Origin of the sequence: Streptomyces sp. NPDC091289 (genome assembly GCF_044757365.1) — a bacterium.
GTDB lineage: Bacteria > Actinomycetota > Actinomycetes > Streptomycetales > Streptomycetaceae > Streptomyces.
Genome location: NZ_JBIVUT010000010.1, coordinates 1 through 22,931 on the forward strand (window position 1 = coordinate 1; position 22,931 = coordinate 22,931).

Genomic DNA, 22,931 nt, shown 5'->3' on the forward strand with positions numbered 1-22,931 from the left:
ACCCGGAAGCTAAGCCTTTCAGCGCCGATGGTACTGCAGGGGGGACCCTGTGGGAGAGTAGGACGCCGCCGAACAATTTTTCCGGGAAAGCCCCGTGCCTTGTGGCACGGGGCTTTTCTGCGTTCCCGGGTCCTTACGCACCGCTACATCGGGGTTACCAGGCGGGTGTCGTACGCCAGGATGACCGCCTGGACGCGGTCCCTCGCGCCTGTTTTGGCGAGGATGCGGGTCACGTGCGTCTTCACCGTGGATTCGGCGAGGTGGAGGCGGGCAGCGATCTCGGTGTTGGACCAGCCCTGACCGATCACGGTGAGGATCTCCCGTTCCCGTTCCGTGAGTGCGGTGATGCGCGGGTCCGACGCGGCCGGTGCGGCGCCGGGTACGGCCGGGAGGTGGTGGACGTAGGCGTCGAGGAGGCGGCGTGTCAGGGTCGGGGCGACCACCGCGTCGCCGGCGGCCACCGCGCGGATGCCGGCGAGGAGTTCCTCGGGCAGGGCGTCCTTGACCAGGAAGCCGCTGGCTCCGGCGCGCAGGCCGTCGTAGGCGTACGCGTCGAGGTCGAACGTCGTGACGATCAGGATGCGGGTCCTGGTGCCCGACGTGATGATGCGCCGGGTCGCCTCGATACCGTCCAGGCCCGGCATGCGGATGTCCATCAGCACGACGTCCGGGTGGTGGCGGGCGACCAGCTGGACGGCCTCGGTGCCGTTGCCCGCCTCGCCGACGACCGTCATGTCGTCCTGGCTCTCCAGCAGCATGCGGAAGCCGAAGCGCTGCATCGGCTGGTCGTCCGCGATGAGTCCGGCTTCGGCTCCGGTGCCCGTATCGGTGATGCGTGCGTCCAGGTGTGTGCGCGAGTAGGTGAGCGTGACCGTCGCGGATGTGGGCCCGGTGGCGTGTTTGAGGGTGCTGGTCAGGGCCTCCTGGACCACCCGGTAGACGGTGAGTTGGCGGCCCGGGGTGAGGGTCGGTCGCAGGGGTTCGCCGTTCAGTTCCAGGTGGACGGGCAGGCCCGCCCGGCGTACGCGTTCGATGAGGGGGGTCAGTTCGTCGAGCGTCGGCTGGGGCGTGCGGTCGGCGTCGGGGTGGTCGTCGCGCAGGACGCCCAGGAGCCGGCGGAGTTCGGAGAGCGCCTGCCTGCTGGTGGTGCCGATGGCGTCCAGCGCCTGGCCCGCGCGTTCCGGGTTCTTCCGGGCCGCGTACGCGCCGCCGTCCGCGAGGCCCGTGATGACGGACAGGTTGTGGCCGATGATGTCGTGCATCTCCCGTGCGATGCGGGTGCGTTCGGCGGCCGCGGCGAGCCGGGCCTGCTGGTCGCGTTCGTGTTCCAGCCGGTGGGCGCGCTCAACGAGGGCCTCGGTGTACTCGCGGCGCGTGCGTACCGCGATCCCCAGAAGCACGACGAAGACCAGGCCCCAGACGTACGAGACCACTTCCTGGCCCCAGGCGGAGGGGATGCGGATGCCGCCCGCCAGGACCGGGGCGACGAACAGCAGAGCCGCCGCCCCGACCGTACGGAAGGAGGAGCGCAGGACGATGTGGAAGACCGGGATCAGCTGGAGGAGGGATGCCTGCACCACGGCACCCGTCCAGATGTTGACGATCGAGACCGGTGCCATCAGCACCAGTACGGCCAGGGGGTGCGTGCGACGCCACAGCAGCGGCAGTGAGAAGCAGAGGCTCATCAGGAACACCAGCGGTTCGGCCGCCGTCACGTCGTGGTGTGCGACGGTCCGCCAGTCGCCGGAGGTGTAGTCGAGCACCGCCGCCACGGCCCAGAACGCCGTCACCGCCGCGTCCCAGACCCGTGGCCGGCGTCGGTCGAAGGCGCGGAGACGGTCCAGGGCGTCGCGGATGATCCGGGTGAGGGGGGCGGTGCCGGTGCTGTCGGAGCTGCTGTCGGAGCTGGTGTCGGCGGTGCTGGTGGTGTTGGCGGTGTTGGCGGTGTTGGCGGTGTTGGCGGGCGCGGTCGGGCCCGTGTCGGCGGGCTGGGAGTGGTCCGTCACCTGGTCGTTCTCCTCGTGCGTCAGACGTCGCGGCGGTTGAGCGCCAGCGCTGCCGCGGCCAGGGTCGTGCCGGCCCACAGGGACAGGGCGAGCAGGGCGGGGCCCGGGGAGATGGTGCCCGGGATGGGGGTGGCGGAGCCCAGGGCACCGGCGGCCTGGGTGGGAAAGTACATGATGGCGCGCTCGACGGCGTGGTACGGGAGCATCCCGAGGATCTCCGGCAGGATCATGACCCCGCCGATGAACGCGCCGATCGCACCGGGCACCGAGCGCAGCAGGGCGCCGAGGCCGAGAGCGATCAGGCCCATCAGGGTGAGGGCCCCGGCGTTGCCCACCAGAGCCCGCAGGACGCCCGGGTCGGTGAGCGAGGCCGCCTGGTCGGTGTCGTGGAGGAAGGCCTGGGCCGCCACGAACGTGACCAGGGCCGTCGCGAACATGACCGTGAAGACGGTGGCGGCGAACACCGCGGCCTTGGCCCCCAGGACGGGGAGCCGGGCGGGTACGGCGGTCAGCGAGGAGCGGATCATGCCGGTCGCGTACTCGCCCGCGGTCATCAGGATGCCCAGGACGACCAGGCACAGTTGGCCGAGCATGCTGCCGTACAGCGTCAGGACGACGGTGTCGATGTCGGAGTCCCCGCCGCCGGAGGTGTAGGTCCCGCCCATGATCAGGCCGACGCCCAGGACCATGACGACGGCTGAGGTGACAGTGATCCAGCTGGAGCGCAGGGAACGGAGCTTGTGCCATTCCGAGCGCAGGACGCGGGGCGGGGTGATGCGGTACGGCGGTGGCGGCTGAGGGGCGGGGTGGGGTGTGGTCATGCCGATGCTCCGATGCGGTGCTGGTGGTGGTGGCGTGAGCGGTGGTCTGCCGACTCCTGGGTGAGGTCCATGAAGGCCTGCTCCAACGACACGGTCTGCGGTGTGAGTTCGTACAGGGGGATCGCGTGCGTGGCGGCTACGGTCCCGATGCGTGTCGTGTCCACGCCCCGGATGCGGAGTTCGTGGGCCGGGGATTCGGGGTCGGGTTCGGGGACGTGGGTGGTGCTGATGGTCACGCCCGGGGCTGTCAGCTGCGCCCTCAGTTCCTCCGGCTGCGGGGTGACGACCTTGACCGACTCGCCGCCCGCCGAGCGGATCAGCTCGGCCACCGTCGTATCGGCGAGGAGCCTGCCGCGGCCGATGACGATCAGGTGGTCGGCGGTGAGGGCCATCTCGCTCATCAGGTGGGAGGAGACGAGGACCGTACGGCCTTCGGCGGCGAGGGAGGTGAGGAGGTTGCGGATCCAGAGGACGCCTTCGGGATCCAGGCCGTTGACCGGTTCGTCCAGGATGACGGTGGCGGGGTCGCCGAGGAGTGCGGCGGCGATGCCGAGCCGCTGGCCCATGCCGAGGGAGAAGCCCTTGACCCGTCGGTGGGCGGCGCCGGTCAGCCCGGCCAGGTCGATGACCTCCTCGACGCGGCGGCGCGGGATGCCGTGGGTGTGGGCGAGGGCGATGAGGTGGTTGAGGGCGGACCGGCCCGGGTGGACGGAGCGGGCCTCCAGCAGCGCGCCGACCTGGGTGAGGGGCGCGGGGTGGGTGGCGTAGGAGCGCCCGTTGACGGTGGAGCGGCCGTGCGTCGGGGTGTCGAGGCCGAGCAGCATGCGCATCGTTGTGGATTTCCCGGCGCCGTTGGGGCCGAGGAAGCCGGTGACCGTGCCGGGGCGGACGGTGAAGCCGAGGTCCTGGACGACGGTTCTGTCGCCGTACCGTTTGGTGAGTCCGTGTGCCGTGATCATGCGGTCGACGCTACGGAGCCGGCGGGGGGCGGTCGTCCGACCGGGGGTGGGACGTGGGCCGGCGTGTAGTACCGGGGTGCGACGGGGTGCGGGTGCGGGCGTGGGCGCGGTGGGTTTAGTCGGTTGAGCGTGGGCGGGCGGAGGACGAAGATCAGGGCATGGACTATGTGATGCGTGCTGTACGGGCCGACGAATGGCCGCAGGTCAGGCTGTTGCGGCTGGACGCCCTGAAGGATCCGGCGGCCCCCGTGGCGTTCCTGGAGTCGTACGAGGAAGCGGTGGCGAAGCCGGACGTCTTCTGGAAGGAGCGTGCTGCCGCCGCGGCCGAGGGCGGTGGCGGTCGTGTCCGGCAGTTCGTCGCGGAGTCGCCCGAGGGGGCGTGGGTGGGGACGGTCACCGTGCTCGTCGAGAGCCCGGAGGACGATGTGCGTTTCGGGGAGGCTCCGGCGGTGGACCAGGCGCACCTGGTCGGGGTGTTCGTCCGGCCCGAGGCCCGGGGGACCGGGGTGACGGACGCGTTGTTCCGGGAGGCCGTCGCGTGGGCCTGGTCGCTGTCCTCGCCCCGGCTGGAGCGGGTGCGCCTCTATGTGCACGAGAAGAACCCGCGGGCCGCCGCGTTCTACCGGCGGTTCGGGTTCGTGCCCTCCGGGCAGCGGATTCCGGCCCCGGGCGGCCGGGGCGAGCAGGAGCTGGAGTACGTCCTCGGGCGGGAGGGCTAGGGGCGGGGGTCCGGGGCTTTCATCTGGCCGACGACACCGGCCGGGGCTTTGATCAGCTGACGCCCGGGGCCGGAGCGTGGAGTTGTTCCCGCCAGCGGGCGCGGCCCTGTTCCCGGGAGCGGAGCAGCACCAGGGCGGGCATGCCCCGGTTCTGGCCGGTCGCCAGCAGCTCCGGGAGCTGGGGGAGCGGGGCCACGGCCGCGACGTCGTCGAGGACGAGCGTCATTGGTGGGTCGAGCCGACCGTCGGTTGACCGTGCGGCCATGCGGCGGCCGTGCTCGACCACGTCTGCGGCGAGCGCGGTGAGAAGGGGCATCGCGCCGGGGTGGGAGCGGGGATCCTCGATGGGTTCGCCCACCAGATAGAGCGTTCCCCCTTCGTCCGCAAAAGATTCCAGCGCGAGGGAATCCGCTCGGTTCGCCGTGCAGGCCTCGCGGATGTGCACCGAGGCCAGCGCGGCGAACGCCCGTACCGTCAGCTCCTGGGCCACTTCGCGCCGTTCCGGATAGGCGGTGAGGGCGGACTCCAGCAGCCCGGCGAGTCCGGACGCGGCTTTGGGGTGCGTACGGAGGAGGCGTACCGGTTCGTGGGCGCCGGCCCCGGAGGCCCAGCGCACGACCTGGCGGAAGGGGCGGCCGTCCACCGCGGCGGCGTGCAGCCAGCACTGGAGGAGCGTCTGCGCCGTGTCGGCCACCGCCGTGTCGATCCGGGCCTGCGGGCGTACCGGGGCGAGCAGGGCGGCCGCGCGGGCGGCGGCGACGTCGGGGAGCTCGCAGCCCGTGGTGGGCGACCAGTGGAGGCGGGCCGGGGTGTCGCAGAGGTGGCCCGGGTCGTAGACGAGGACCGGGCCGAGCTTGCCGCGGGCGTCCTTCGTCTCGGCCCAGACGGTGGGGTCCGAGGTGACGACGAGGGCGGGGCCTTCGGCGTCGTGGATGGCCTGGACGACGGTGGGGCGCCGGGCGGGGGCGGGGGCGTAGACGAGGAGGGGGGTGCGGGGGGAGGGGAGGAGAGCCGCGCTTGTCTCGGGGGGAGCGGGTGTGTCTTCGGCCTCGGGCGGGTTTACGGCTGGGGGGTGGGGTGTCGCTCCTGGTGCTGGTGCTGGTGCTGGTGCTGGTGCTGGTGCTGGTGCTGGTGCTGCGGGTGCCGGGGGCGCTGTCGGTGTCGGTGTCGGTGACGGCTTGTCCGTGGGGAGCTGCTGCTCGTGTGCCTGGAAGGCGCGCTCCTCGCGGCGCCGTTCCCGTACGGCACGACCGCGGGCCACGACCCCGAGGGTGAACACCGTGAGGACCAGCAGCACCATCAGTTCGCCGATGAACAGGCCCCAGAACAGCCCGTATCCGGAGAACTGGGCCGGGGGCGTGTCCGGCCAGGCGGCGGCGAGGTCCTGCGGGGCGGTGGCCAGTTCGCGCAGGGCGAGCGGGGCACGGGTGAACGTCACGCCGTCCGGCCAGGCCCCGTGGGCGAGGAGCCCGGCCAGGCCGGTGGCCGTCCAGGTGACCAGGGTGGCCGCGAGGAGCAGGGCCAGGAGGCCGATCAGCAGGCCGTCCGGGATGCCGCCGCCCTGGGGCCGGCCGTCGTGTCCGTCGTGATGGGCGGGCCTGCTGCCCCGGCCCCGTGCTGCCTGGCGTGCCATGTCATGCCACCGTTGACTCTGACGACTCGTTGATCCGTTGCTGGTTCTCGATCCGGGCCGCCCGTTGCTCCGCCTCCAGTTCGGCGGCGCGGATGTCCTCGGGGAGCAGGTCGTCCGTCGAACCTTCGGTCATGGCGCGGTCGGTGAAGACCAGGGGGCGTTCGGCTTCGGTGATCAGGTGTTTGACGACCTGGACGTTGCCGTTGACGTCCCAGACGGCGATGCCGGGGGTGAGGGTCGGGATGATCTCGACGGCCCAGCGGGGCAGCCCGATGACCCGGCCGGTCGCTCTGGCCTCGTCCGACTTCTGGGCGTAGATCGTGCGGGTGGAGGCCATCTTGAGGATGGCCGCCGCTTCCTTCGCCGCGGCCCCGTCCACCACGTCGCTGAGGTGGTGGACGACGGCGACGAAGGAGAGGCCGAGCCGGCGTCCGAACTTCAGCAGACGCTGGAAGAGCTGGGCGACGAAGGGGGAGTTGATGATGTGCCAGGCCTCTTCGACCAGGAAGATGCGCTTCTTGCGGTCGGGCCGGATCCAGGTGTGCTCCAGCCAGACGCCCACGATGGCCATCAGGATCGGCATCGCGATCGAGTTGCGGTCGATGTGCGAGAGGTCGAAGACGATGAGGGGCGCGTCGAGGTCGATGCCGACGGTGGTCGGGCCGTCGAACATGCCGCGCAGGTCACCGTCGACGAGCCGGTCCAGGACGAGGGCGACGTCCAGGCCCCAGGCCCGTACATCGTCTATGTCGACGTTCATCGCCTCGGCGGACTCGGGCTCGGGGTGGCGCAGCTGTTCCACGATGTCCATCAGGACCGGCTGGCGGTCGGTGATGGTCGCGGTGACGTAGGCGTGGGCGACCTTCAGCGCGAAGCCGGACCGCTCGTCGAGCCCGTGGCCCATGGCGACTTCGATGATCGTACGGAGCAGGGCGAGCTGGCCGGTGGTGGTGATGGAGGGGTCGAGGGGGTTGAGGCGGATGCCGCCGTTGAGCGCTGCGGTCGGGTCCAGGCGGATGGGGGTTATGCCCAGCTCCTGGGCGATGAGGTTCCATTCGCCGACGCCGTCCTCGCCCTGGGCGTCCAGGACGACGACCTGACGGTCGCGGAAGCGGAGCTGGCGCAGGACGTAGGTCTTCTCCAGCGCGGACTTGCCGTTGCCGGACTCGCCGAGGACGAGCCAGTGGGGGGCGGGGAGCTGCTGCCCGTACAGCTGGAAGGGGTCGTAGATGTAGCCCTTGCCGCTGTAGACCTCGCGGCCGATGATCACGCCGCTGTCGCCGAGGCCGGGGGCGGCGGTGGGGAGGTAGACGGCCTGGGCCTGGCCCGTGGACGTACGGACGGGGAGGCGGGTCGTCTCCACCTTGCCGAAGAGGAAGGAGGTGAAGGCATCCGACAATGCGGACAGGGGGTCTCGCATGGTGGAGTGCCCTCTCTGGTTGCGGGGGTGGTGCCTGGTGCCTGGTGCCTGGTGTGTCGAGTGTCTGTTGCCTGTTGCCTGTTGCGGGGTCTTTCGGGGCCGGGGCCGGGGTCGAGGTCCGGGTCAGCGGCGGATTCCTGTGGCGAACGGGAGGGTGTTCACGAAGGCCCGGTGGTGCTCGCGGTCGCACCATTCCAGCTTGAGGTAGGACTTGCCGGCCGAGGCGCGGATCGTGCGCTTGTCGCGGGCGAGGGCCTCGGGTGAACGGGACGACACCGTGATGTACCCCACCAGGTTCACTCCGGCCGCGCCGCTGGCGAGATCTTCACCCCGCTGGTCGAGCCGGCCGTGGGCGGCGATGTCGCGGGGGTCGACGGTGCGGTTCATCTTGGCCTGGCGGCTGGCCTCGGCGTCGTCGTTGGTCTTCTCGGTCAGCATGCGTTCGATGGCGACCTCGGTGGGTTCGAGGTCCATGCAGACGGCGACCGTACGGATGACGTCGGGGGTGTGGACGAGGAGCGGGGCGAGGAAGTTGACGCCGACGGGGGTCATCGGCCATTCCTTCACCCAGGCCGTGGCGTGGCACCAGGGGGCGCGGGTGGTGGACTCGCGGGTCTTGGCCTGGAGGAACGTCGGCTCGACCGCGTCCAGTTCGGCGGGCCAGGCGTTGCGCTTGGTCATGGCCTGGATGTGGTCGATGGGGTGGTCGGGGTCGTACATGGAGTGCACGAGGGAGGCCAGCCGGCTCTGGCCGAGGGGCTGGCGGACCCGGATGTCGGCCTCGGCGAGGCGGGCGCAGATGTCGGTCAGCTCGCGGGCCATGACGACGGCGAGGCCGGCGTCGCGGTCGAGCTTCCGGCCGCCGTGGGGGCGGGCGGCGCGGGCCATGGCGTTGGCCTCGGCGGCCAGTTCGCGGCTGTAGTGCATGCAGGCGACGAGGTAGGCGCGGTGCTGCTCGCTGGAGGTGGAGACCATGGACTGGAGCTGGTCGTAGGACTCCTGGAGCCAGCCCGGGGACGCCTTGTCGCCGCGCTGGGCGACGTCCTTGGCGTGGGCGTCGGGGTCGGCGGGGAGGGTGCGGGCGAGCATCTGGAGGCGGGTGACGAAGCCGTCGCCGTTGGCCACGTGCTTGAGGAGGGTGCCGAAGCGGTCGACGAGGGCTTCCTGGTCCTCGCTGTCGCGGAGGCCGACGCCGGGGCCCTCGATCTCGATGGCGGCGGTGACGGTGCGCCGGTCGGCGTGGAGGAGTACGGCGATCTCGTCGGGGCCGAAGGGGGCGGCGAGCCAGCTGATCCGGCCGATGCCGGGGGGCGGGCCGATCTCGACCTCACGGCCGTCGGAGCTGACGCCCGCTTCCATGGCGCTGGAGCGGTAGGCGGTGCCGCGGCGCAGGGAGCGCTTGAAGCTGCGGTTGATCTCGAACCACTTGTAGAAGGTCCGGCCCTTGTACGGGACGTACACGATGGCGAGGGCCAGCATGGGGAAGCCCACGAGGCAGACGATGCGCAGGGAGAGGACGGGGACGAGGAGCCCGCTCATCATGCCGAGGAACGCGCCGACGATGATCAGGGCGATCTCGCCGGTCTCGCGGTTCTTGCCGACGATCGCGTTCGGCCGGGCGCGGCCGATGAGATACGTGCGGCGGGGCGTCATCGTGTGGGACTGGGTCGTCAACGCCCTCCCCCTCCTGTGCTCGAGTTACCTGTGGTGCCGAAGCCGCCTCCGCCTCGGGAGGAGCGGCTGCTGTGGGGGGTCCCGGAGGTGGGGGCGGACCCGCTGCGGGGCGAGGGGGCGGCGGATGCGGCAGATCCGCCGCCGGCCCCGCCCCCGCCGCCTCCGCCGGAGGTACGGGAGCTGTGGGCGGCGACGCCTCCGCTGGCCGGGTTGGCGGGGCGGGCGCCTCCGCCTCCGCCGCTGTTCTGGTCGTTGCGGCCGCTGTGGGTCTTGATGCCCTGGGAGACGAGGGCGGCGGGGGAGCTGATCAGGGCGGCGGCCTGGGCGCCGTCGGTGGCCTGCTTGCGGTTGGTGCGGGCGCCCTGGATCTCGTCGCCGAAGCCGGGGACGAAGCGGTAGATCATGGCGGAGGCGAAGATGGCCAGCAGGATGATGGAGAGGCCGGAGACGACGGCGGAGAAGGCGTCGGGGCCGTCGTCGGCGGAGAGCGCTCCGGCGAGGCCGAGGACGATGACGATGACCGGCTTGACCATGATCACCGCGATCATGATGCCGGCCCAGCGGCGGACGTGGCCCCACATGTTCTTGTCGACGAGGCCGGCGTAGACGACGATGCCGAGGAGCGCGCCGACGTAGAGCAGGGCGGCGCGGATGACGAGTTCCAGCCACAGGATGCCGGCGGCGAGGATCGAGACGAGCGAGACGACGATCAGCATGATCGGTCCGCCGCCGATGTCCTCGCCCTTCTTGAGGGCATCGGCGAACGAGCCGAAGAAGACGTCGGTCTGGCCGCCGGTGGCGGAGGAGATGACCTCGGTGACGCCGTCGGTGGCGGAGACGATGGTGTAGAGGATCAGCGGGGTGAAGGCCGAGGCGAGGACGGTGAGCCAGAGGAAGCCGACGGCCTCGGAGATCGCGGTGGTGAGGGGGACGCCGCGGATGGCGCGCTTGGCCACGGCGAGGAGCCAGAGGACGAGGGTGAGGACGGTGGAGGCCGCGAAGATGACGGCGTACTGCTGGAGGAACTTGGGGTTGGTGAAGTCGACGTTGGCCGTGGACTCGACGGCCTCGCTGAGCTTGCCGACGATCCAGGAGGCGGCGTCGGCGCAGCCTCGGGCGAGGGAGGAGAGGGGGTCGAGGGATTCCGACGGGTCCGGAGACCCCGGCACGCTATCGGTCGCCCCGGCGCCGTCGCCCTCCTCGCAGAACTTCTTCACCTCACCGAACAGAAGACTGCAGTCCTCGTCGGTGCTCGGTGACGGGGTCGGGGTTGGGGTCGGCGCCGCGGCCGCACGTCCGGCGAACGCCAGTGCGCCGGCTTGCAGCCCGATCAGCGCGGTGGCCACCGAACGGAAGCGGTACTTGGGGCTACCTGGCATAAGTGAAGCCTCCGTACTCCTCGACGGCCTTGCTGATCGTGTCGGACTTGGAAGCCGCGACATCGCCGGGAACGGGCGCCGGTCCGTCGCTCTCGGTTGCGCCGGTCACTTTCCAGTCACCGCCCGACCACGACAACTCAGCTGTCCACGTCTTCCACGTGGTGCTCACAGGCTTGGTGGAGTCCTGTCCGGACATGCCGATGAGGCCCGTGTACCAAACAGCTACCTTTGCGGAGTCGCCTTCGTACGCCAGAACCTTCGTGCCCACGGGAACGGTCCGTGAGATGAAGGTGCTGCCCTCCGGGGCATTGCCGTCGGAGTCGAGACCGAGATGCTCGAGGAACGCGGTCGAGTAAGCCTGGTCCTGAGGTGCTCTGATCTTGTCTGCCGCGGCAGGTGAGTAGACGGTGTCGAGGATCTGGTCGCGGCCTTCCTTCGTGAACATCTCCGCCGACCCCAGCGCCACCGCATAGTTCGCCGCCGCGCTCTGCGCCCCCTGCTCGTCATGGGCGAAGCCGGAGGCGATCGTGCCGTTCTTGCCCTGGACGGGCTTGGTGCCGGTAGCGGCGGTGGGGGCGCTGCCCGCGGTTCCGGGGCTTTTGGCGCCCGAGGAGGCGTCCTTGTCGCTGCCACCGCCGCGGTTGGCGAAGGCGATGGCGGCGATGAGGAGGACCACGACGCCGGTGATCGTCACGAGCGAGCGGGAGTTGCGGACGGGGCGGCGCGCGTGAGGGTGGCCCGGGTCGCCGTCCGGGAGGCGGGTGCGGGTCTGGCGCGTGCCGCCGAGAGTGCTGTACGGGTCGTCCGGGCGGCTTCCCTGGTCCTTGCCGCGGTAGTCGTGCTCGTCACCGGGACTCATGCCGCGTTCGCTCCCTCGGTCGTGTGCGGATCCGCGCAAGACGACGGTAGCTGTGCTGGTTGCCGCTTGAGCGCGGTGTGGTGACTCGACATCAGGGAAACGCAACCTCAGCCGGTGGGCGCGACGGGCGGATGGTGGGGAGCGGGCTGGGACGGCCCGGACGGGGATGGCCGGCGCTGGGTCAGACGGCCATTCCGTACACGATGGTGAACAGGGTCCCCAAGGAGCCGATGATGAAGACTCCGGTCAGTCCCGCCACGATCAGGCCCTTGCCCTGTTCCGCGCTGAACGTGTCGCGCAGTGCCGTCGCTCCGATGCGCTGCTTCGCCGCGCCCCAGATCGCGATGCCGAGGCAGAGCAGGATGGCGATGGCCATCACCACCTCGATCATGATGCGCGCCTCGTTGCCCAGCGTCCCGAACGGCCCCCAGTCCGGAGCGATTCCGCCGATGATGGTGGTGATGTCGCCCTTCTCTGCTGCCAGGATCATGTAAGTCACCGCCCCTGTTGGGTAGTTCGCTGCCCATGCCGTCCGGCACGGGTCGCCTTCTATCTTCGCTGATGAAACCGCGCTCGCACGACGCCTTCCCGGGTCTCTTTACCCGGATCTCGCACGTTTGACCGGGTCGGTCGCCCTGACCTGCGGCTCGGCCCGGCTCCTCACGCATATGCCTGGTTACTCTGTGTATCACGGGGTGTGACCAGGAGCAACGACGGTGGCCATGGGTTCTGGTGCGGTTGCAGCGTTCGCGGGGCACGGCGTGTTCGTATGCGCCGTTCGAGAGCCGTTGGTGCGCCGGTAGTAAGAGATGGTGACGGCCCCGAGGAGCGGTCCCCAGAGGACGAGCGGCTGGTAGATGACGCCGACCAGGAGCCGGCCGGCGGGGGTCATGTCCGCGTGGGGGTACGTCCACCACAGCGGCATGGCGGCCCAGATCGCCGTCAGTGCGAGGGCCCCGGCGGCGGCAGGTACGACGGCGGCCAGAGGGCGAACGGGGCGGCCGCCGATGACGGGTATCCAGCGGGGCATCGTTTCGCCCCAAGGCCGCACCAGGCCGAGGGTCAGCAGGGCGAGCAGTTCGGAGGCGACGCTCAGCGCCAGCATCCACACCTTGGCGCCCGGGGTGTCGAACGGTACGAAGCCTGCCGCGGTGTACCCGGACGGGAACCCGCACGCCATCGCCAGCCGCCACAGCCCGGTCGGCAGCACGATCAGCGTGGTCAGCTGTGCGGCGCGGACCGCCCACCGGGGTGCGGGCGGGGGAGTAGGCGGAAGTGTGCGGGTGGCGTCGGTGGGGCGTTCCTGCCGGGTTCGCATCATGCATTTCATCGTGGCCCGGGGTCCGTGGTGGGGCGTCAGCTTCTGATCCCGAGTGCGCTGTTCTGCGGTACGAGGCCGGGGGCGGGGTCTCCGCCGTGCGGCGGAGGGGGCCTCGACCCTGGGCTCCGTGGAGGGGGAGGGGGCGATGACCACGGTGTGCGTGTGCCCGTCCTCTCCTCTCCCCTTCGTTCGGGTGAACCGCGCGGATCCGCGGGAACAGCGCCCCCGCTTCGCTCGGCCGGGAACCACGGGACCGGCCGCCTACGGAGATGGGGTTACGGAGCGTCGAGGGACGGCATGTCGCACACCGTGGATTTGGCACAGTGCCGCTCCACGATCAAGCGAACGGGGTGAGTGGTGTGGGCGGAGTAACCGTGGTCGGGCAGCCGAACGACGGCTGGGGGCGGCTGGGTGCACCGGCCGGAGCGGCGGGGCCGACGGGGTCGGCGGGGTCGGCGGGGGCAGCGGGGAGCGGGGATCTTCGGCACAGCAACGGTCCATGGCTGCGTGCCGCCGGTGGGGCCGACGAGCTGGTCACGCAGTTCGGCCCGGTGAAGAGCGAACTGGCGGCGGCGCACCAGGGCTTGATCGCCGAGGCCGGAGCGCTGTCCGCCTTGACCGAGCTGGGCACCGTGCGGGCCTCCTGGGAGCGCCGGATCGAGGCGGCGCGCGGCGAGTGCGGGAGCCTCGCCGGGAAGCTGCGGTCGGCCGTCCGAGGCCAGGCGCAGGTCAACGAGGCGGTGAAGAGCGGCTTCGACGGGGTGAAGACGCCGAGCGGTGGTGGCGCACGGTGAGTGGCTGGAGCGGTGCGGCGGGTTCCGCTCTGACCTGGTCCGCGTTACGCGATGTGAAGTGCGCCGAGCTGGAGGAGGCGGCGGACGGCTGGGGCCGGGTGAGTAATCGTGCCGACGCGGCCCGGGATCGTATCGAAGGCCAGTTCCTGCCCGGCCTGCGCGGTACGCAGGAGGGGGAGGCGGCGGGAAAGGCTGTGGGGCGGCTGCGCCGGCTGGGGACGAACTTCCAGTACATCTATACCGAGTGCGGGCTGCTGCGGACCACGCTGAACAGCCTGGCCCATGAGATCAAGACCCAGCAGCGTGTGTTGCAGGGGGCGCTGGACGATGCGGCGGCGCTGAAGTTCACGGTGCACGCGGATGGTTCGGTGACGTATCCGGCGGCGGGCGAGGGCCTGGTGGACGGAAAGCCGTTGGCGGGCGGGACGGCGTCCGGGGTTCCGAACCCGGGCATGGTCGCCCCTTCGGGGCTCGTCGCACCGAACCCGAACGCCGGCAAGGCCCAGGACATCGCGGACCGGGTGGCGCAGGCCGTACGGACGGCGGCCGATGCGGACTGGCGGTACACCAGGATCCTGCGGTCGCTGAAGGCGCACGAGGGCCTGGGCGTTCCGGCCGCGACGTGGACGGACGCCGCAGCCGATGCGGCGGCGGTGCGGCAGGCGGCGCGCAGCTACCTGAAGGACGCGATCCCGCACGATGCGAGTCCGGCCGAGCGCAAGGAGTGGTGGGCCGGGCTGACGGACGAGCAGCGGGAGGAGTACCTCGCCGTGTACCCGGACCAGATCGGCAACCTGGACGGGATCCCGGCGCTGGTACGGGATGCGGCGAACCGGGACAACCTCCAGTTGCTGATGGGGAAGCTGGAGGGGCGGGACGACGACGAGTCGGCGACCAAACTTGCGGCGCTGCGGGAGATCGACCGGCAGTTGCGGGGGGTGCCGAAGGCTGGGGAGCCGCCCATGTACCTGCTCGGGATCGGCGATCAGGGGAATGGGCGGGCGATTGTCTCGTACGGGAATCCGGATACGGCGCGGAATGTGGCGGCTTATGTTCCGGGGTTGAATACGTCGTTGGATGAGGAGTTTGCAAAGGGGGATTTGAAGCGGGCGCGTGACACGGCTGCCGCAGCACGAGAAATCGACCACTCGAGCGCGGTGATCACCTGGCTGGGATATGACGCGCCGCAGAGTCCGGACGGGTTGAGCAGCCTGGCTGTTGCCGGAACTGCGCGGGCGGAGACCGGTGGTCGTGCATTTAACGGCTTCATGGCCGGAATGGTGGCATCGAATGATCACGATGATCCTCACCTGACGGCTATTGGGCACTCCTACGGGTCCCGAACTGTGGGAGCGGCAACCCAACAGGGCGATGGAATCCCCGGAGTGACGGACATTGTCCTGGTCGGTAGTCCGGGCCTGGGCGTGGACCGGGCGGAGGACCTGGGGGTGGGGAGTGATCACGTGTACGTGGGCGCAGCCGAGAATGACGTGGTCACTAAGCTCCCATCGAAGGAGCGCGCAGTGATCTCAGGGGTCGGGCGGGTGCTCGGGCCAGCAGGTTCGCTGGTGGCGGATATGGCGAACAGAGGCGACGACGGGCTGTGGTTCGGACGAGACCCGGCGAGCGAGGAGTTCGGTGGGCGACGCTTCGGCGTGGAAGCAGGGCCGCCGTTGATCGGCCCAGGGGGCCTTTCTATCGATGCGCATTCACAGTACTTCGACCCGGAGTTGGATTCCGCCTCTGCCGGCAGTATCGCGCTGGTTGCTGCAGGGCGCGGACATATGGTCAAGCAGGAGCAAGCGCGATGACGCTGCTCGTGCGAACTCTAATTTCAGCGGTAATCGTCGGCCTGGTATCGACCGGGTGCGCCTCCGGGAAGGGTGATGCTTTGGATATGCAAGCTGCTGCGGTGCGATCTGACGAGATTCTTGACGCGGTGCTTCAAGAGATTCGCCCGGAGGTGCTGTGGACTCACGGTTTCACTTCGGTAGGAATGTGCGATGTGACGCGAAGGCGTGTCGTCATGACTGACATCTCTGCCGAGCGGAGGGGGAATTTTCTCGGGGTTGTCGACCGAATCTGGCGGAAGAGCGGGTACCGCATGACCGCGGTGAACAACAACGTGGAGCTTCCTGCTATCTATGCCCGTACCAGCGATGGGTTCCGTGTGAGTCTGCGTATCGGTGGTAAAGGGCAAGCGTTCTTCCAAGTGGATACGCCGTGTGTTCGGGAGTCCGAAGTGGCGGACTCCACCAGCAAGGCGACGGCGCCCCTGTACGAAGGCATGGAGTTCATCCCCCGCCCCAACATCCACTCCGACTTCTGGTCGGCAGGTGCCCCCAGCGCGGCGGCGAGTGGGTCGTGATCGGGTCAAGGTGGCTCAACTCAGTTGCACAGTAAGGATTTTGAGCCCGGCATTGGGCCCTGGGGCCCATGTCGCGTTCCCTGCCCGTGTGGTCGCATACGCGGAGTGACTGACCTGTCGCCCGTTCCGCCCACTCACGAGGTAGGGGACTGCTCTTGTCCGGCATACGAAGAAGCGCGGTCCCTGTTGGCGTCGATGTAAGCGCTGCCGTAGCGCGTTCGGGTGGGCGGTTGATGCCCCGGCCGTTGCAGGCGGTGCTGGTTCTCCTTCACGTTCTCTTGGTGGCCACCCTGGTGGGTGCGATCCGGGCGCTGTCGACGGCGTCCTCGGTGGACGCGGTCGACGGGTACCTCCTCGGGTTGCTGCTCTACGCATCGTTACCCGGCGTCGCCGCCTTCGTGCTGTCGTTGTACGTCCGTCATGGCGGCGTCCGGGTCTGGTACGGGCTCCTCGCCGTGCAGGCGTGGATCGTCCTCGGCGCCCTTGCCGAGCTGAGCGGCGGGGCCGGGGTCCAGGGCGTTGCGCGGTTGGTGATGCCGGCGGCCGTCATCGTGCTGCTGTGCCGGCCGGAGAGCCGGAGATGGTTCCGGAGCGGTCTGGAGCAACGGGCCGAGCAACGGCTGTTCAGCTTCGCTCGGATGATGAAGCTGCGCCGCGACGGCGGGCAGACCGCGTTGGAGTACCTGGGCCTCGTCCTGGTGGTCGTCGCTCTCGTCGGCGGGCTGATGGCCACCGGAACAGGCAGGCAGCTCACCGCGGAGATCCGTAGCGCGATCTGCGAACTGACCGGCAGCTCGTGCCCGGCCCCGGGGCATGACGTCGTGGCCGGCGGCGGGAGCACCAACGGCAACGGCAACGGCAGCGGTAGCGGTGACGACGCCTCAGGCGCCGGTGCCGACACCGGTGCAGGCGGTGCGGGCGGCGGCGGGGGTGACGAGTCCAGCCTTACCGGTGGTACCGGCAGCACCGGTACCAGCGGTGACACCGGAGGGGGCGCGACCACCGGCACCACCGCCGGAAGTAGCGGCAACACCGGCGGAAGTAGCGGCAATAGCGAGGGCAGCAGCGGTAGCTCCAGCAACTCCGGCAGCTCTGGAACCTCCAGCCCCTCCAGCCCCTCCGGTGACACCGCCCACCCCCAAGGCGACGACGCCTTCCCCCCGGCCGCCGTCTTCGTGCCGGTCGACGCGGGTAGACCCGCGGGCCCCAACGGCGGCGGGTTCCTCGACGGGCTGCTCGGGGACGGGCTGGGCGGTGACGTCCAAGGGGTCGTCGATGCGGTCCTGCGGCCGGGTGAGAGTGGGCGGCGCATCGTCGACCAGTGGGAGCGCGACACCCGTGGCGCGGGCGAGAAGTGGGCGCGGGGCGACTACATCGGTGCGGCCTGGGACTGGAACAAGGCCGTCGGCGGTGCCGGCGCCGGGCTGGCGATACCCGGCTCCGGGGCGCGGGTCGACGCCGAGGTGCGGGACGCCGAGCGCGCGCACCTCAGCGAGCGGATTCCGCAGAACGCCACGCCCGCCGAGCGCAAGGCCTGGTGGGACGGGCTCTCGCCGGAGGAGCGGGAGCGGTACATCGAGCTCGTCCCGGAGCGGATCGGCAACCTCGACGGCATCCCGGTCCTCGCCCGGGACGCGGCCAACCGCCGCAACCTTCCGGCGCTCATCGACAAGCTGGAGGGCGTCGACACCGACAAGGCCCGTGACCAGCTCGCCGGGCTGCGGGAGATCGAGCGGCAGTTGAAGGAGGACGGCGTGCCGCCCATGTATCTCATCGGGATCGGGGATGAAGGGAATGGGCGGGCCATCGTCTCGTTCGGCAATCCTGATGCCTCGCAGCATGTGTCCGCCTACGTGCCGGGGCTCAACACCTCGCTCGACGAGGAGTTCGCCAAGAACGACCTTGGGCGGGCCCGGGACACCGCGATCGGGGCGCAGGGGTACGACGACTCCACGGCGTCCATCGTCTGGCTCGGGTACGACGCGCCGCAGCTGCCGGACAAGGACGGGGCGGCGGGCTACTTCGCCGTCATGGGCACGGGGCGTGCCGAGAAGGGCGGGGCGGCCTACCGCGACTTCATGGGCGGGATCTCGGCCACCAATCAGAACGCGGATCCGCATCTCACGGCCATCGGGCACTCCTACGGGTCCCGGACTGTCGGTGCCGCGGCCGCGCGGCCCGGGGGGATTCCCGGGGTCGACGACATCATCCTCGTCGGCAGTCCGGGGGTCGGTGTCGACCACGCCGTGGACCTCGGCGTCGGCAGTGAGCATGTCTTCGTCGGGGCCGCCGCCAACGACCCGGTGACCAAGCTGCCCTCCAAGACCCAGGTCGTGGTGGGCGGGATCGGGCTGGCCCTCGGGGGACCAGGCGGGGCTTATCTCGCCGGCGACCTGGCCGATCCGGGTGACGACGACCTGTGGTTCGGGAAGGATCCGGCGAGCAAGGCGTTCGGGGCCCGGCGCTTCCCGGTGGCCGACGGGCCGCCGCTCGTCAGCGGGAGCGGGATCAGTCTGGACTCGCACTCGAACTACTTCAGCCCGGAACGCGACGCCGTGTCCGCGGACAGCATCGCCCTGATCGTGTCGGGCAACGCCGACCGGCTCAAGATGGAGGAACCGAAGTGAGGCGAGCGAAGCGGGTCCTGCCCCTCGTCGCGGTGGTCCTGGCCCTGGGGGTTCCGCTGTCCGGGTGCGGGAGCGTGGAGGGAAGCGCGCGCGACGACGGCGTGAGCACCGGGGAGGGGAGTAGAGAGGGGAGCAGAGAGGGGAGCGGGAAGGAGCGTGGGATGGATATGCAGGAGGCCGCCGAGCGGTCCGACGCGATGCTGGACGCCGTCCTGAAGGGCATCGACCCCGATGTGCAGTGGGCGCACGGGCCGACCACCACCCGGGCCTGCGGGGTGACCCGCCGGCGGACCGTCATGACCGTCATCTCCGCCGACCGCCGCCAGACTTTCCTGGACCGGGCGGAGACGTTCTGGCGGAAGAACGACTACCGGATCAAGGCGGTCAACAAGGACGAGAAGTTCCCGGCGGTCTACGCGGTCACGAAGAACGGATTCGGTGTCAGCGTCTCCTTCCGCGGGAAGGGGCAGGCCTTCTTCGAGGCCGACAGTCCGTGCGTGAAGGAGTCGAAGGTCGCCGACCCCACCACCGAGCCGAACGGGCCCGCGTACAAGGACGTCTATCCGCTGCCCCGGCCCAACGTCCGCTCCGACTTCTGGTCGGACAACGGTGCGTGAGGGCGGCTGAGGCCGCGTCAGCTCTGTGAGTGGTGAGCCGCCGGCGCCCCCGTGTGCTTCGGGTGCGCCGGTGGTGTGCCGCGGATGACTCGTACACACCGTCGAAAACACCTCTGAAGCGCGCCCCTATGGGGGATGGTTGAGGGGTGCGGAAATTCTGGGTGTTCGGTGGCATCGGCGTCGGCATGGCCATGTGCTTCGTGGCGCTGCTCGTCGTCGGTACGTACTCGGCCGCCGCCGGGCTCGCGGGGGCGGGCGGCGGCGGTGCCGTCGCGCTGGCCAAGGGGGCGGTCCCGGCACGCTTCCAGCCGCTCGTGCAGAAGTGGGGCAACCTCTGCCCGGCCATCAACCCGGCGCTGCTGGCCGCGCAGTTGTACCAGGAGAGCGGCTGGAACCCGAGGGCACAGAGCCACGCCGCCGCGCAGGGCATCGCCCAGTTCATCCCCGGTACGTGGGCCACGCACGGGATCGACGGCAACGGCGACGGCAAACGGGACGTGTGGGACCCCGCCGACGCGATCCCGTCGGCCGCCTCGTACGACTGCGAGCTCGCCGGGTACGTGAAGAAGGTGCCGGGCGACCCGACGAGCAACATGCTCGCCGCGTACAACGCCGGCGCCTACGCGGTGATCAAGTACGGCGGCGTCCCGCCGTACAAGGAGACGCAGAACTACGTCAAGATCATCCGTTCGCTGGAGGAGAGCTTCGCCCGGCCCGTCGGCCGTGTCGCGCCCTCCCGGCAGGCCGCCGGGGCCATCTACTTCGCACAGAAGAAGCTCGGCACGCCCTATCTGTGGGGCGGCAACGGGACGCCGGAGCAACAGGGCCGCTTCGACTGTTCGGGGCTGACCCAGGCGGCGTACCGGACCGTCGGCATCGAGCTGCCGCGTGTCGCCAATGATCAGTACAACGCGGGTCCGCACCCCTCGCGGGACGAGCTGCTCCCGGGGGATCTGGTGTTCTTCTCCGACGACCTGACCAACTCGCGCGCGATCCGCCACGTCGGGTTGTACGTCGGGGGCGGCTATATGATCAATGCGCCGTTCACCGGGGCGGTCATCCGGTTCGACAAGATCGATACGCCGGACTACTTCGGTGCGACCCGGGTCACCAAGGACGGAGCGGCCGCTCTTCCGACGGATCTGCCCACGGGGTGACGGATGTCTCCCCTGCGGGCGTGTGGATGTGCGGGTGTGCGGGTGTCCGTCGGGGTTCCGGAGCGGCGGCCGGTGCTGACAGGTAGTCGGCCGCGGTCGGAACTCTCCGTGAAGCCTGGGCCCTGAGCTGCGACGACCAGTCACTCTTCGATAACGTCATGGTGATCATTCGGTGGAGAGCGGAACGCACACGGCGGCCGGGCCGTTCCCTGGACGGGGTACGGGAACGGCATGCGCACTGAACCTTCGTCGCAGCGAGGGTGCAGTGCGGTAACGGATCGCACCGATACACGGGGGTTCGACCACGGCGGCGTGCAAGGACGCGCGTCGCAGCAGATGAAGCAGACAAGGCAAGGGGCCGCAGCAGATGGCTGGACTCGAACTCGACGGGTCGAACCCGGACGTCAGTCTGCTCTACGACATCAACGGGCTCGCGAAGGCCGCTCCGACCTGGTTCGACCGGGTCATGGAGTTCGTCGGCGAGTACGGGATCATGTTCGGCCTGGTCCTGGTGGGGCTCTGGTGCTGGTGGAGCATGCGCAAGCGTGGGACGGCCGAGGATTCGGTGACGGCTGCCGCCGCCATCGTCTGGGCGCCTCTCGCCGCCGCCATCGCGATCCTCATCAACATCCCGATCCGCGGTTTCGTCGAACGGCCGCGTCCGTTCAACGACCACGACGGCCTTGAGGTCCTGATCCACGGCAAGACGGACTTCTCGTTCGTCAGCGACCACTCCACCCTGGCGATGGGCATCGCCGTCGGCATCTTCGTGGCGAACCGGAAGTACGGCTTCATCGCGATCGGCCTCGCGCTCTTCGCCGGGTTCAGCCGGGTCTACATGGGCGTCCACTATCCGACCGACGTGATCGGCGGCTTCGCCCTCGGTACGGCGGTCGCCCTGCTGCTGGCCCCGCTCGCGATGGCGCTGCTGACGCCGCTGATGGCCGCGATCGCCCGCTCGCCGCGCGTCGGCTGGTTCGTCCGGTCGAAGAACGCGGACGTCGTGGCCGCGGATGAGCAGGGTGGGTCGAGGGGCATCCCCGAGCCCCGGCCCGGCCCCGGGCGCGGCGACCTGGGGGACAAGGACCTGGCCGCCTGACGGGCCCGTCCTTCCTCCCTTCCTTCTTTTCTCCCTCTGATCGACCGGTTCTTCCGTTCCCCCAGGTGTCCTGAGCGCCTGGGGGTTCGTGCTGAACAGGGCCGATCAGGGGGTGGCGAGGTGTTCGGCGGCGTCCGTACGGGCCCGGTCCCGCGATCTGCGCGCGGGGCCCGTCCAGCCGCAGGTGCAGCGGGCCAGGCAGAACGAGCCGCGCTCGGTCGTCGTGGCGCTGTGCCCGGCCGGCGGGCCGGTAGGGGGAGCTGACGCGGAGGCGGTCGTGGGCCCCGGGGTGGTGCGGGCCGGGGCGGGGCAATCCTCATGCACCCGACCACGGTACTGGCCGCAGCCAGCCGACGGGGACCGCGTCCCGGCCGTACCCCGGCCCCGCTCCCGGCCGTACCCCGGCCCGCTCCCGCCCGTACTCCGGCCCCGCTCCCGGCCGTACCCCGGCCCGCCTCGCCCGCGTCCCGGGGGCAGGACGCGCCGGGGCCGCGTGACGGGGGGCGGCGGCGGTCGTTATGCGGGGCGGGTGAGGGCTCGGCCGGGCGGTAGTCGTTGGGGGTTGGCAGGCGATGGTGGTGCAGCAGTACAGGGACGGAGGCGGGGCCCGTGCTGCTCGCGCCCTCGCCGTGGCCGGGGCGATCGCGGTCACCGCCGGGTGCTTCGGCGGGGACGCGGGGAGCGGCGCGAGCGACGGTTCCGGGCAGCGCTCCGTGGCCGCCGATCGTCCGCTCGATGTGCTCGGGCAGGCGGCGGACGTCCTCGTCGAGGCGGGCGGCGCGGAGGCCCGTACGTCGATGGAGACGGCGGCCGGCGGGACGCGGGTGACGATCCGGGGGCAGGGTGCGTACGACTTCCGCAGACAGATGGGGCGGCTCAAGGTGGTGCTGCCCACGGACGCCGCGGGCAAGGACGCCGCGGGCGCCGACGGCCACCGGCCGATCACGGAGCTGCTGGCCCCCGGCGCGCTGTACATGAAGAACCGCGGCGCCGGGGTCCCCGACGACAAGTGGGTCAGGATCGACACGACCACGCTGAAGGACGGCAACCTCGTCACGGGCGGGGTCACCGATCCGATGGCCGCCGCCGAACTGCTGCGCGGGGCCGACGATGTGACGTACGTGGGGAAGTCCGAGCTGGCCGGGGTGACGGTGCATCACTACCGGGGCGTCGCCGACCTGAACCGCGCGGCCCGGGCCGCATCGCCGCAGTCGCGCGGGGCGCTCGGCGCGGCGGCGAAAGGGTTCAGCAAGGACGCGGTCCCGTTCGACGCCTACCTGGACGAGGACGGCCGGCTGCGGAAGGTCCGGCACCGTTTCACCTTCCCCTCCGAGGGTCCGGAGGTGGCGGTGGTCTCGACGCTGCTGCTGTACGGGTTCGGGCTGCCGGTCAGGGTGACGCTGCCGGACGAGGACGCCATCTACACCGGCGAGATCCGGCAGAGCTGAGGGTGAGGGCCGGGACGGGCCGGGCGGTGG

20 protein-coding genes, 1 rRNA gene and 1 pseudogene are annotated in these 22,931 nt (G+C 70.5%); 10 read left to right on the top strand and 12 right to left on the bottom strand.

Features of this window, described 5'->3' with window-relative positions:
- Positions 1-74, top strand: a 5S ribosomal RNA gene (gene rrf / locus ACIQPT_RS14695); the annotation flags it as partial.
- Positions 75-143: 69 nt separating this feature from the next.
- Here the strand turns inward: rrf and ACIQPT_RS14700 are convergent.
- The 4 genes and pseudogenes from ACIQPT_RS14700 to ACIQPT_RS14715 form a co-directional block, all read right to left on the bottom strand.
- On the bottom strand, positions 144-779 hold the full coding sequence (locus ACIQPT_RS14700) for a response regulator (RefSeq protein ID WP_401156343.1): 636 nt from the start codon (positions 777-779) through the stop codon (positions 144-146).
- Between the two features lie 3 nt (positions 780-782).
- A pseudogene (locus ACIQPT_RS14705) lies at positions 783-1,883 on the bottom strand (sensor histidine kinase); the annotation flags it as partial.
- 143 nt (positions 1,884-2,026) lie between these two features.
- Positions 2,027-2,827, bottom strand: a complete 801-nt coding sequence (locus ACIQPT_RS14710) for an ABC transporter permease (protein ID WP_401155963.1) — start codon at positions 2,825-2,827, stop codon at positions 2,027-2,029.
- Complete coding sequence (locus ACIQPT_RS14715) at positions 2,824-3,786, bottom strand: ABC transporter ATP-binding protein (protein ID WP_401155965.1); 963 nt, start codon at positions 3,784-3,786, stop codon at positions 2,824-2,826. Before ACIQPT_RS14715 ends, ACIQPT_RS14710 begins: the two co-directional genes overlap by 4 nt.
- 158 nt (positions 3,787-3,944) lie before the next feature.
- Here ACIQPT_RS14715 and ACIQPT_RS14720 point away from each other — a divergent pair, with 158 nt between their 5' ends.
- Positions 3,945-4,505 (top strand): GNAT family N-acetyltransferase, encoded by a 561-nt coding sequence (locus ACIQPT_RS14720; protein WP_401155966.1) that lies wholly within the window; start codon positions 3,945-3,947, stop codon positions 4,503-4,505.
- A gap of 52 nt (positions 4,506-4,557) precedes the next feature.
- On the opposite strand, the gene ACIQPT_RS14725 is transcribed toward ACIQPT_RS14720, so the two are convergent.
- The 7 genes from ACIQPT_RS14725 to ACIQPT_RS14755 form a co-directional block, all read right to left on the bottom strand.
- Positions 4,558-6,138, bottom strand: a complete 1,581-nt coding sequence (locus ACIQPT_RS14725) for a TraM recognition domain-containing protein (RefSeq protein ID WP_401155968.1) — start codon at positions 6,136-6,138, stop codon at positions 4,558-4,560.
- A 1-nt stretch (position 6,139) separates the two neighbouring features.
- The gene (locus tag ACIQPT_RS14730) at positions 6,140-7,558 is read right to left on the bottom strand and encodes an ATP-binding protein (RefSeq protein ID WP_103512599.1); all 1,419 of its coding nucleotides are present in this window, start codon (positions 7,556-7,558) and stop codon (positions 6,140-6,142) included.
- A gap of 123 nt (positions 7,559-7,681) precedes the next feature.
- A complete protein-coding gene (locus tag ACIQPT_RS14735; RefSeq protein WP_401155970.1) occupies positions 7,682-9,232 on the bottom strand; it encodes an SCO6880 family protein in 1,551 nt (516 codons plus the stop codon).
- The gene (locus ACIQPT_RS14740; RefSeq protein WP_401155971.1) at positions 9,229-10,611 is read right to left on the bottom strand and encodes a hypothetical protein; all 1,383 of its coding nucleotides are present in this window, start codon (positions 10,609-10,611) and stop codon (positions 9,229-9,231) included. Before ACIQPT_RS14740 ends, ACIQPT_RS14735 begins: the two co-directional genes overlap by 4 nt.
- A complete protein-coding gene (locus ACIQPT_RS14745) occupies positions 10,601-11,470 on the bottom strand; it encodes a hypothetical protein (protein ID WP_401155973.1) in 870 nt (289 codons plus the stop codon). Before ACIQPT_RS14745 ends, ACIQPT_RS14740 begins: the two co-directional genes overlap by 11 nt.
- A 181-nt stretch (positions 11,471-11,651) precedes the next feature.
- Positions 11,652-11,960: a hypothetical protein gene (locus ACIQPT_RS14750; RefSeq protein ID WP_003968086.1), complete on the bottom strand. Its 309-nt coding sequence runs from the start codon at positions 11,958-11,960 to the stop codon at positions 11,652-11,654.
- 198 nt (positions 11,961-12,158) lie between these two features.
- Entirely contained in the window at positions 12,159-12,788 is a 630-nt protein-coding gene (locus ACIQPT_RS14755; protein ID WP_401156345.1) for a hypothetical protein, read from the bottom strand.
- 353 nt (positions 12,789-13,141) lie between these two features.
- On the opposite strand from ACIQPT_RS14755, the gene ACIQPT_RS14760 reads away from it, so the two are divergent.
- From ACIQPT_RS14760 to ACIQPT_RS14790, 7 genes are all read left to right on the top strand, one after another.
- Positions 13,142-13,585 (top strand): hypothetical protein, encoded by a 444-nt coding sequence (locus tag ACIQPT_RS14760; protein ID WP_401155975.1) that lies wholly within the window; start codon positions 13,142-13,144, stop codon positions 13,583-13,585.
- Entirely contained in the window at positions 13,582-15,396 is a 1,815-nt protein-coding gene (locus ACIQPT_RS14765) for an alpha/beta hydrolase (RefSeq protein ID WP_401155977.1), read from the top strand. The genes ACIQPT_RS14760 and ACIQPT_RS14765 overlap by 4 nt, the downstream gene beginning before the upstream one ends.
- Positions 15,393-15,953, top strand: a complete 561-nt coding sequence (locus tag ACIQPT_RS14770) for a hypothetical protein (protein WP_401155978.1) — start codon at positions 15,393-15,395, stop codon at positions 15,951-15,953. The genes ACIQPT_RS14765 and ACIQPT_RS14770 overlap by 4 nt, the downstream gene beginning before the upstream one ends.
- A 233-nt stretch (positions 15,954-16,186) precedes the next feature.
- Positions 16,187-18,580 carry an alpha/beta hydrolase gene (locus ACIQPT_RS14775; RefSeq protein WP_401155980.1) on the top strand — a complete coding sequence of 798 codons (2,394 nt, stop codon included), beginning with the start codon at positions 16,187-16,189 and terminating at the stop codon, positions 18,578-18,580.
- Entirely contained in the window at positions 18,577-19,197 is a 621-nt protein-coding gene (locus ACIQPT_RS14780) for a hypothetical protein (RefSeq protein WP_401155982.1), read from the top strand. The genes ACIQPT_RS14775 and ACIQPT_RS14780 overlap by 4 nt, the downstream gene beginning before the upstream one ends.
- A 161-nt stretch (positions 19,198-19,358) precedes the next feature.
- On the top strand, positions 19,359-20,354 hold the full coding sequence (locus ACIQPT_RS14785; RefSeq protein WP_401156347.1) for an NlpC/P60 family protein: 996 nt from the start codon (positions 19,359-19,361) through the stop codon (positions 20,352-20,354).
- 367 nt (positions 20,355-20,721) lie between these two features.
- The gene (locus tag ACIQPT_RS14790) at positions 20,722-21,453 is read left to right on the top strand and encodes a phosphatase PAP2 family protein (protein ID WP_401155984.1); all 732 of its coding nucleotides are present in this window, start codon (positions 20,722-20,724) and stop codon (positions 21,451-21,453) included.
- A gap of 105 nt (positions 21,454-21,558) precedes the next feature.
- Here the strand turns inward: ACIQPT_RS14790 and ACIQPT_RS14795 are convergent, their stop codons facing one another.
- Positions 21,559-21,777, bottom strand: a complete 219-nt coding sequence (locus tag ACIQPT_RS14795; RefSeq protein WP_401155986.1) for a hypothetical protein — start codon at positions 21,775-21,777, stop codon at positions 21,559-21,561.
- A 248-nt stretch (positions 21,778-22,025) separates the two neighbouring features.
- Here ACIQPT_RS14795 and ACIQPT_RS14800 point away from each other — a divergent pair, with 248 nt between their 5' ends.
- The gene (locus tag ACIQPT_RS14800; protein ID WP_401155988.1) at positions 22,026-22,901 is read left to right on the top strand and encodes a hypothetical protein; all 876 of its coding nucleotides are present in this window, start codon (positions 22,026-22,028) and stop codon (positions 22,899-22,901) included.
- Positions 22,902-22,931: the final 30 nt, after the last annotated feature.

Bases quoted from the DNA above. Each gene is read 5' to 3' on its own strand.
- ACIQPT_RS14700 (WP_401156343.1), bottom strand. From the start codon at position 779: ATGCAGCGCTTCGGCTTCCGCATGCTGCTGGAGAGCCAGGACGACATG.
- ACIQPT_RS14710 (WP_401155963.1), bottom strand. From the start codon at position 2,827: ATGACCACACCCCACCCCGCCCCTCAGCCGCCACCGCCGTACCGCATC.
- ACIQPT_RS14715 (WP_401155965.1), bottom strand. From the start codon at position 3,786: ATGATCACGGCACACGGACTCACCAAACGGTACGGCGACAGAACCGTC.
- ACIQPT_RS14720 (WP_401155966.1), top strand. From the start codon at position 3,945: ATGGACTATGTGATGCGTGCTGTACGGGCCGACGAATGGCCGCAGGTC.
- ACIQPT_RS14725 (WP_401155968.1), bottom strand. From the start codon at position 6,138: ATGGCACGCCAGGCAGCACGGGGCCGGGGCAGCAGGCCCGCCCATCAC.
- ACIQPT_RS14730 (WP_103512599.1), bottom strand. From the start codon at position 7,558: ATGCGAGACCCCCTGTCCGCATTGTCGGATGCCTTCACCTCCTTCCTC.
- ACIQPT_RS14740 (WP_401155971.1), bottom strand. From the start codon at position 10,611: ATGCCAGGTAGCCCCAAGTACCGCTTCCGTTCGGTGGCCACCGCGCTG.
- ACIQPT_RS14745 (WP_401155973.1), bottom strand. From the start codon at position 11,470: ATGAGTCCCGGTGACGAGCACGACTACCGCGGCAAGGACCAGGGAAGC.
- ACIQPT_RS14750 (WP_003968086.1), bottom strand. From the start codon at position 11,960: ATGATCCTGGCAGCAGAGAAGGGCGACATCACCACCATCATCGGCGGA.
- ACIQPT_RS14755 (WP_401156345.1), bottom strand. From the start codon at position 12,788: ATGCGAACCCGGCAGGAACGCCCCACCGACGCCACCCGCACACTTCCG.
- ACIQPT_RS14770 (WP_401155978.1), top strand. From the start codon at position 15,393: ATGACGCTGCTCGTGCGAACTCTAATTTCAGCGGTAATCGTCGGCCTG.
- ACIQPT_RS14775 (WP_401155980.1), top strand. From the start codon at position 16,187: ATGCCCCGGCCGTTGCAGGCGGTGCTGGTTCTCCTTCACGTTCTCTTG.
- ACIQPT_RS14790 (WP_401155984.1), top strand. From the start codon at position 20,722: ATGGCTGGACTCGAACTCGACGGGTCGAACCCGGACGTCAGTCTGCTC.
- ACIQPT_RS14800 (WP_401155988.1), top strand. From the start codon at position 22,026: ATGGTGGTGCAGCAGTACAGGGACGGAGGCGGGGCCCGTGCTGCTCGC.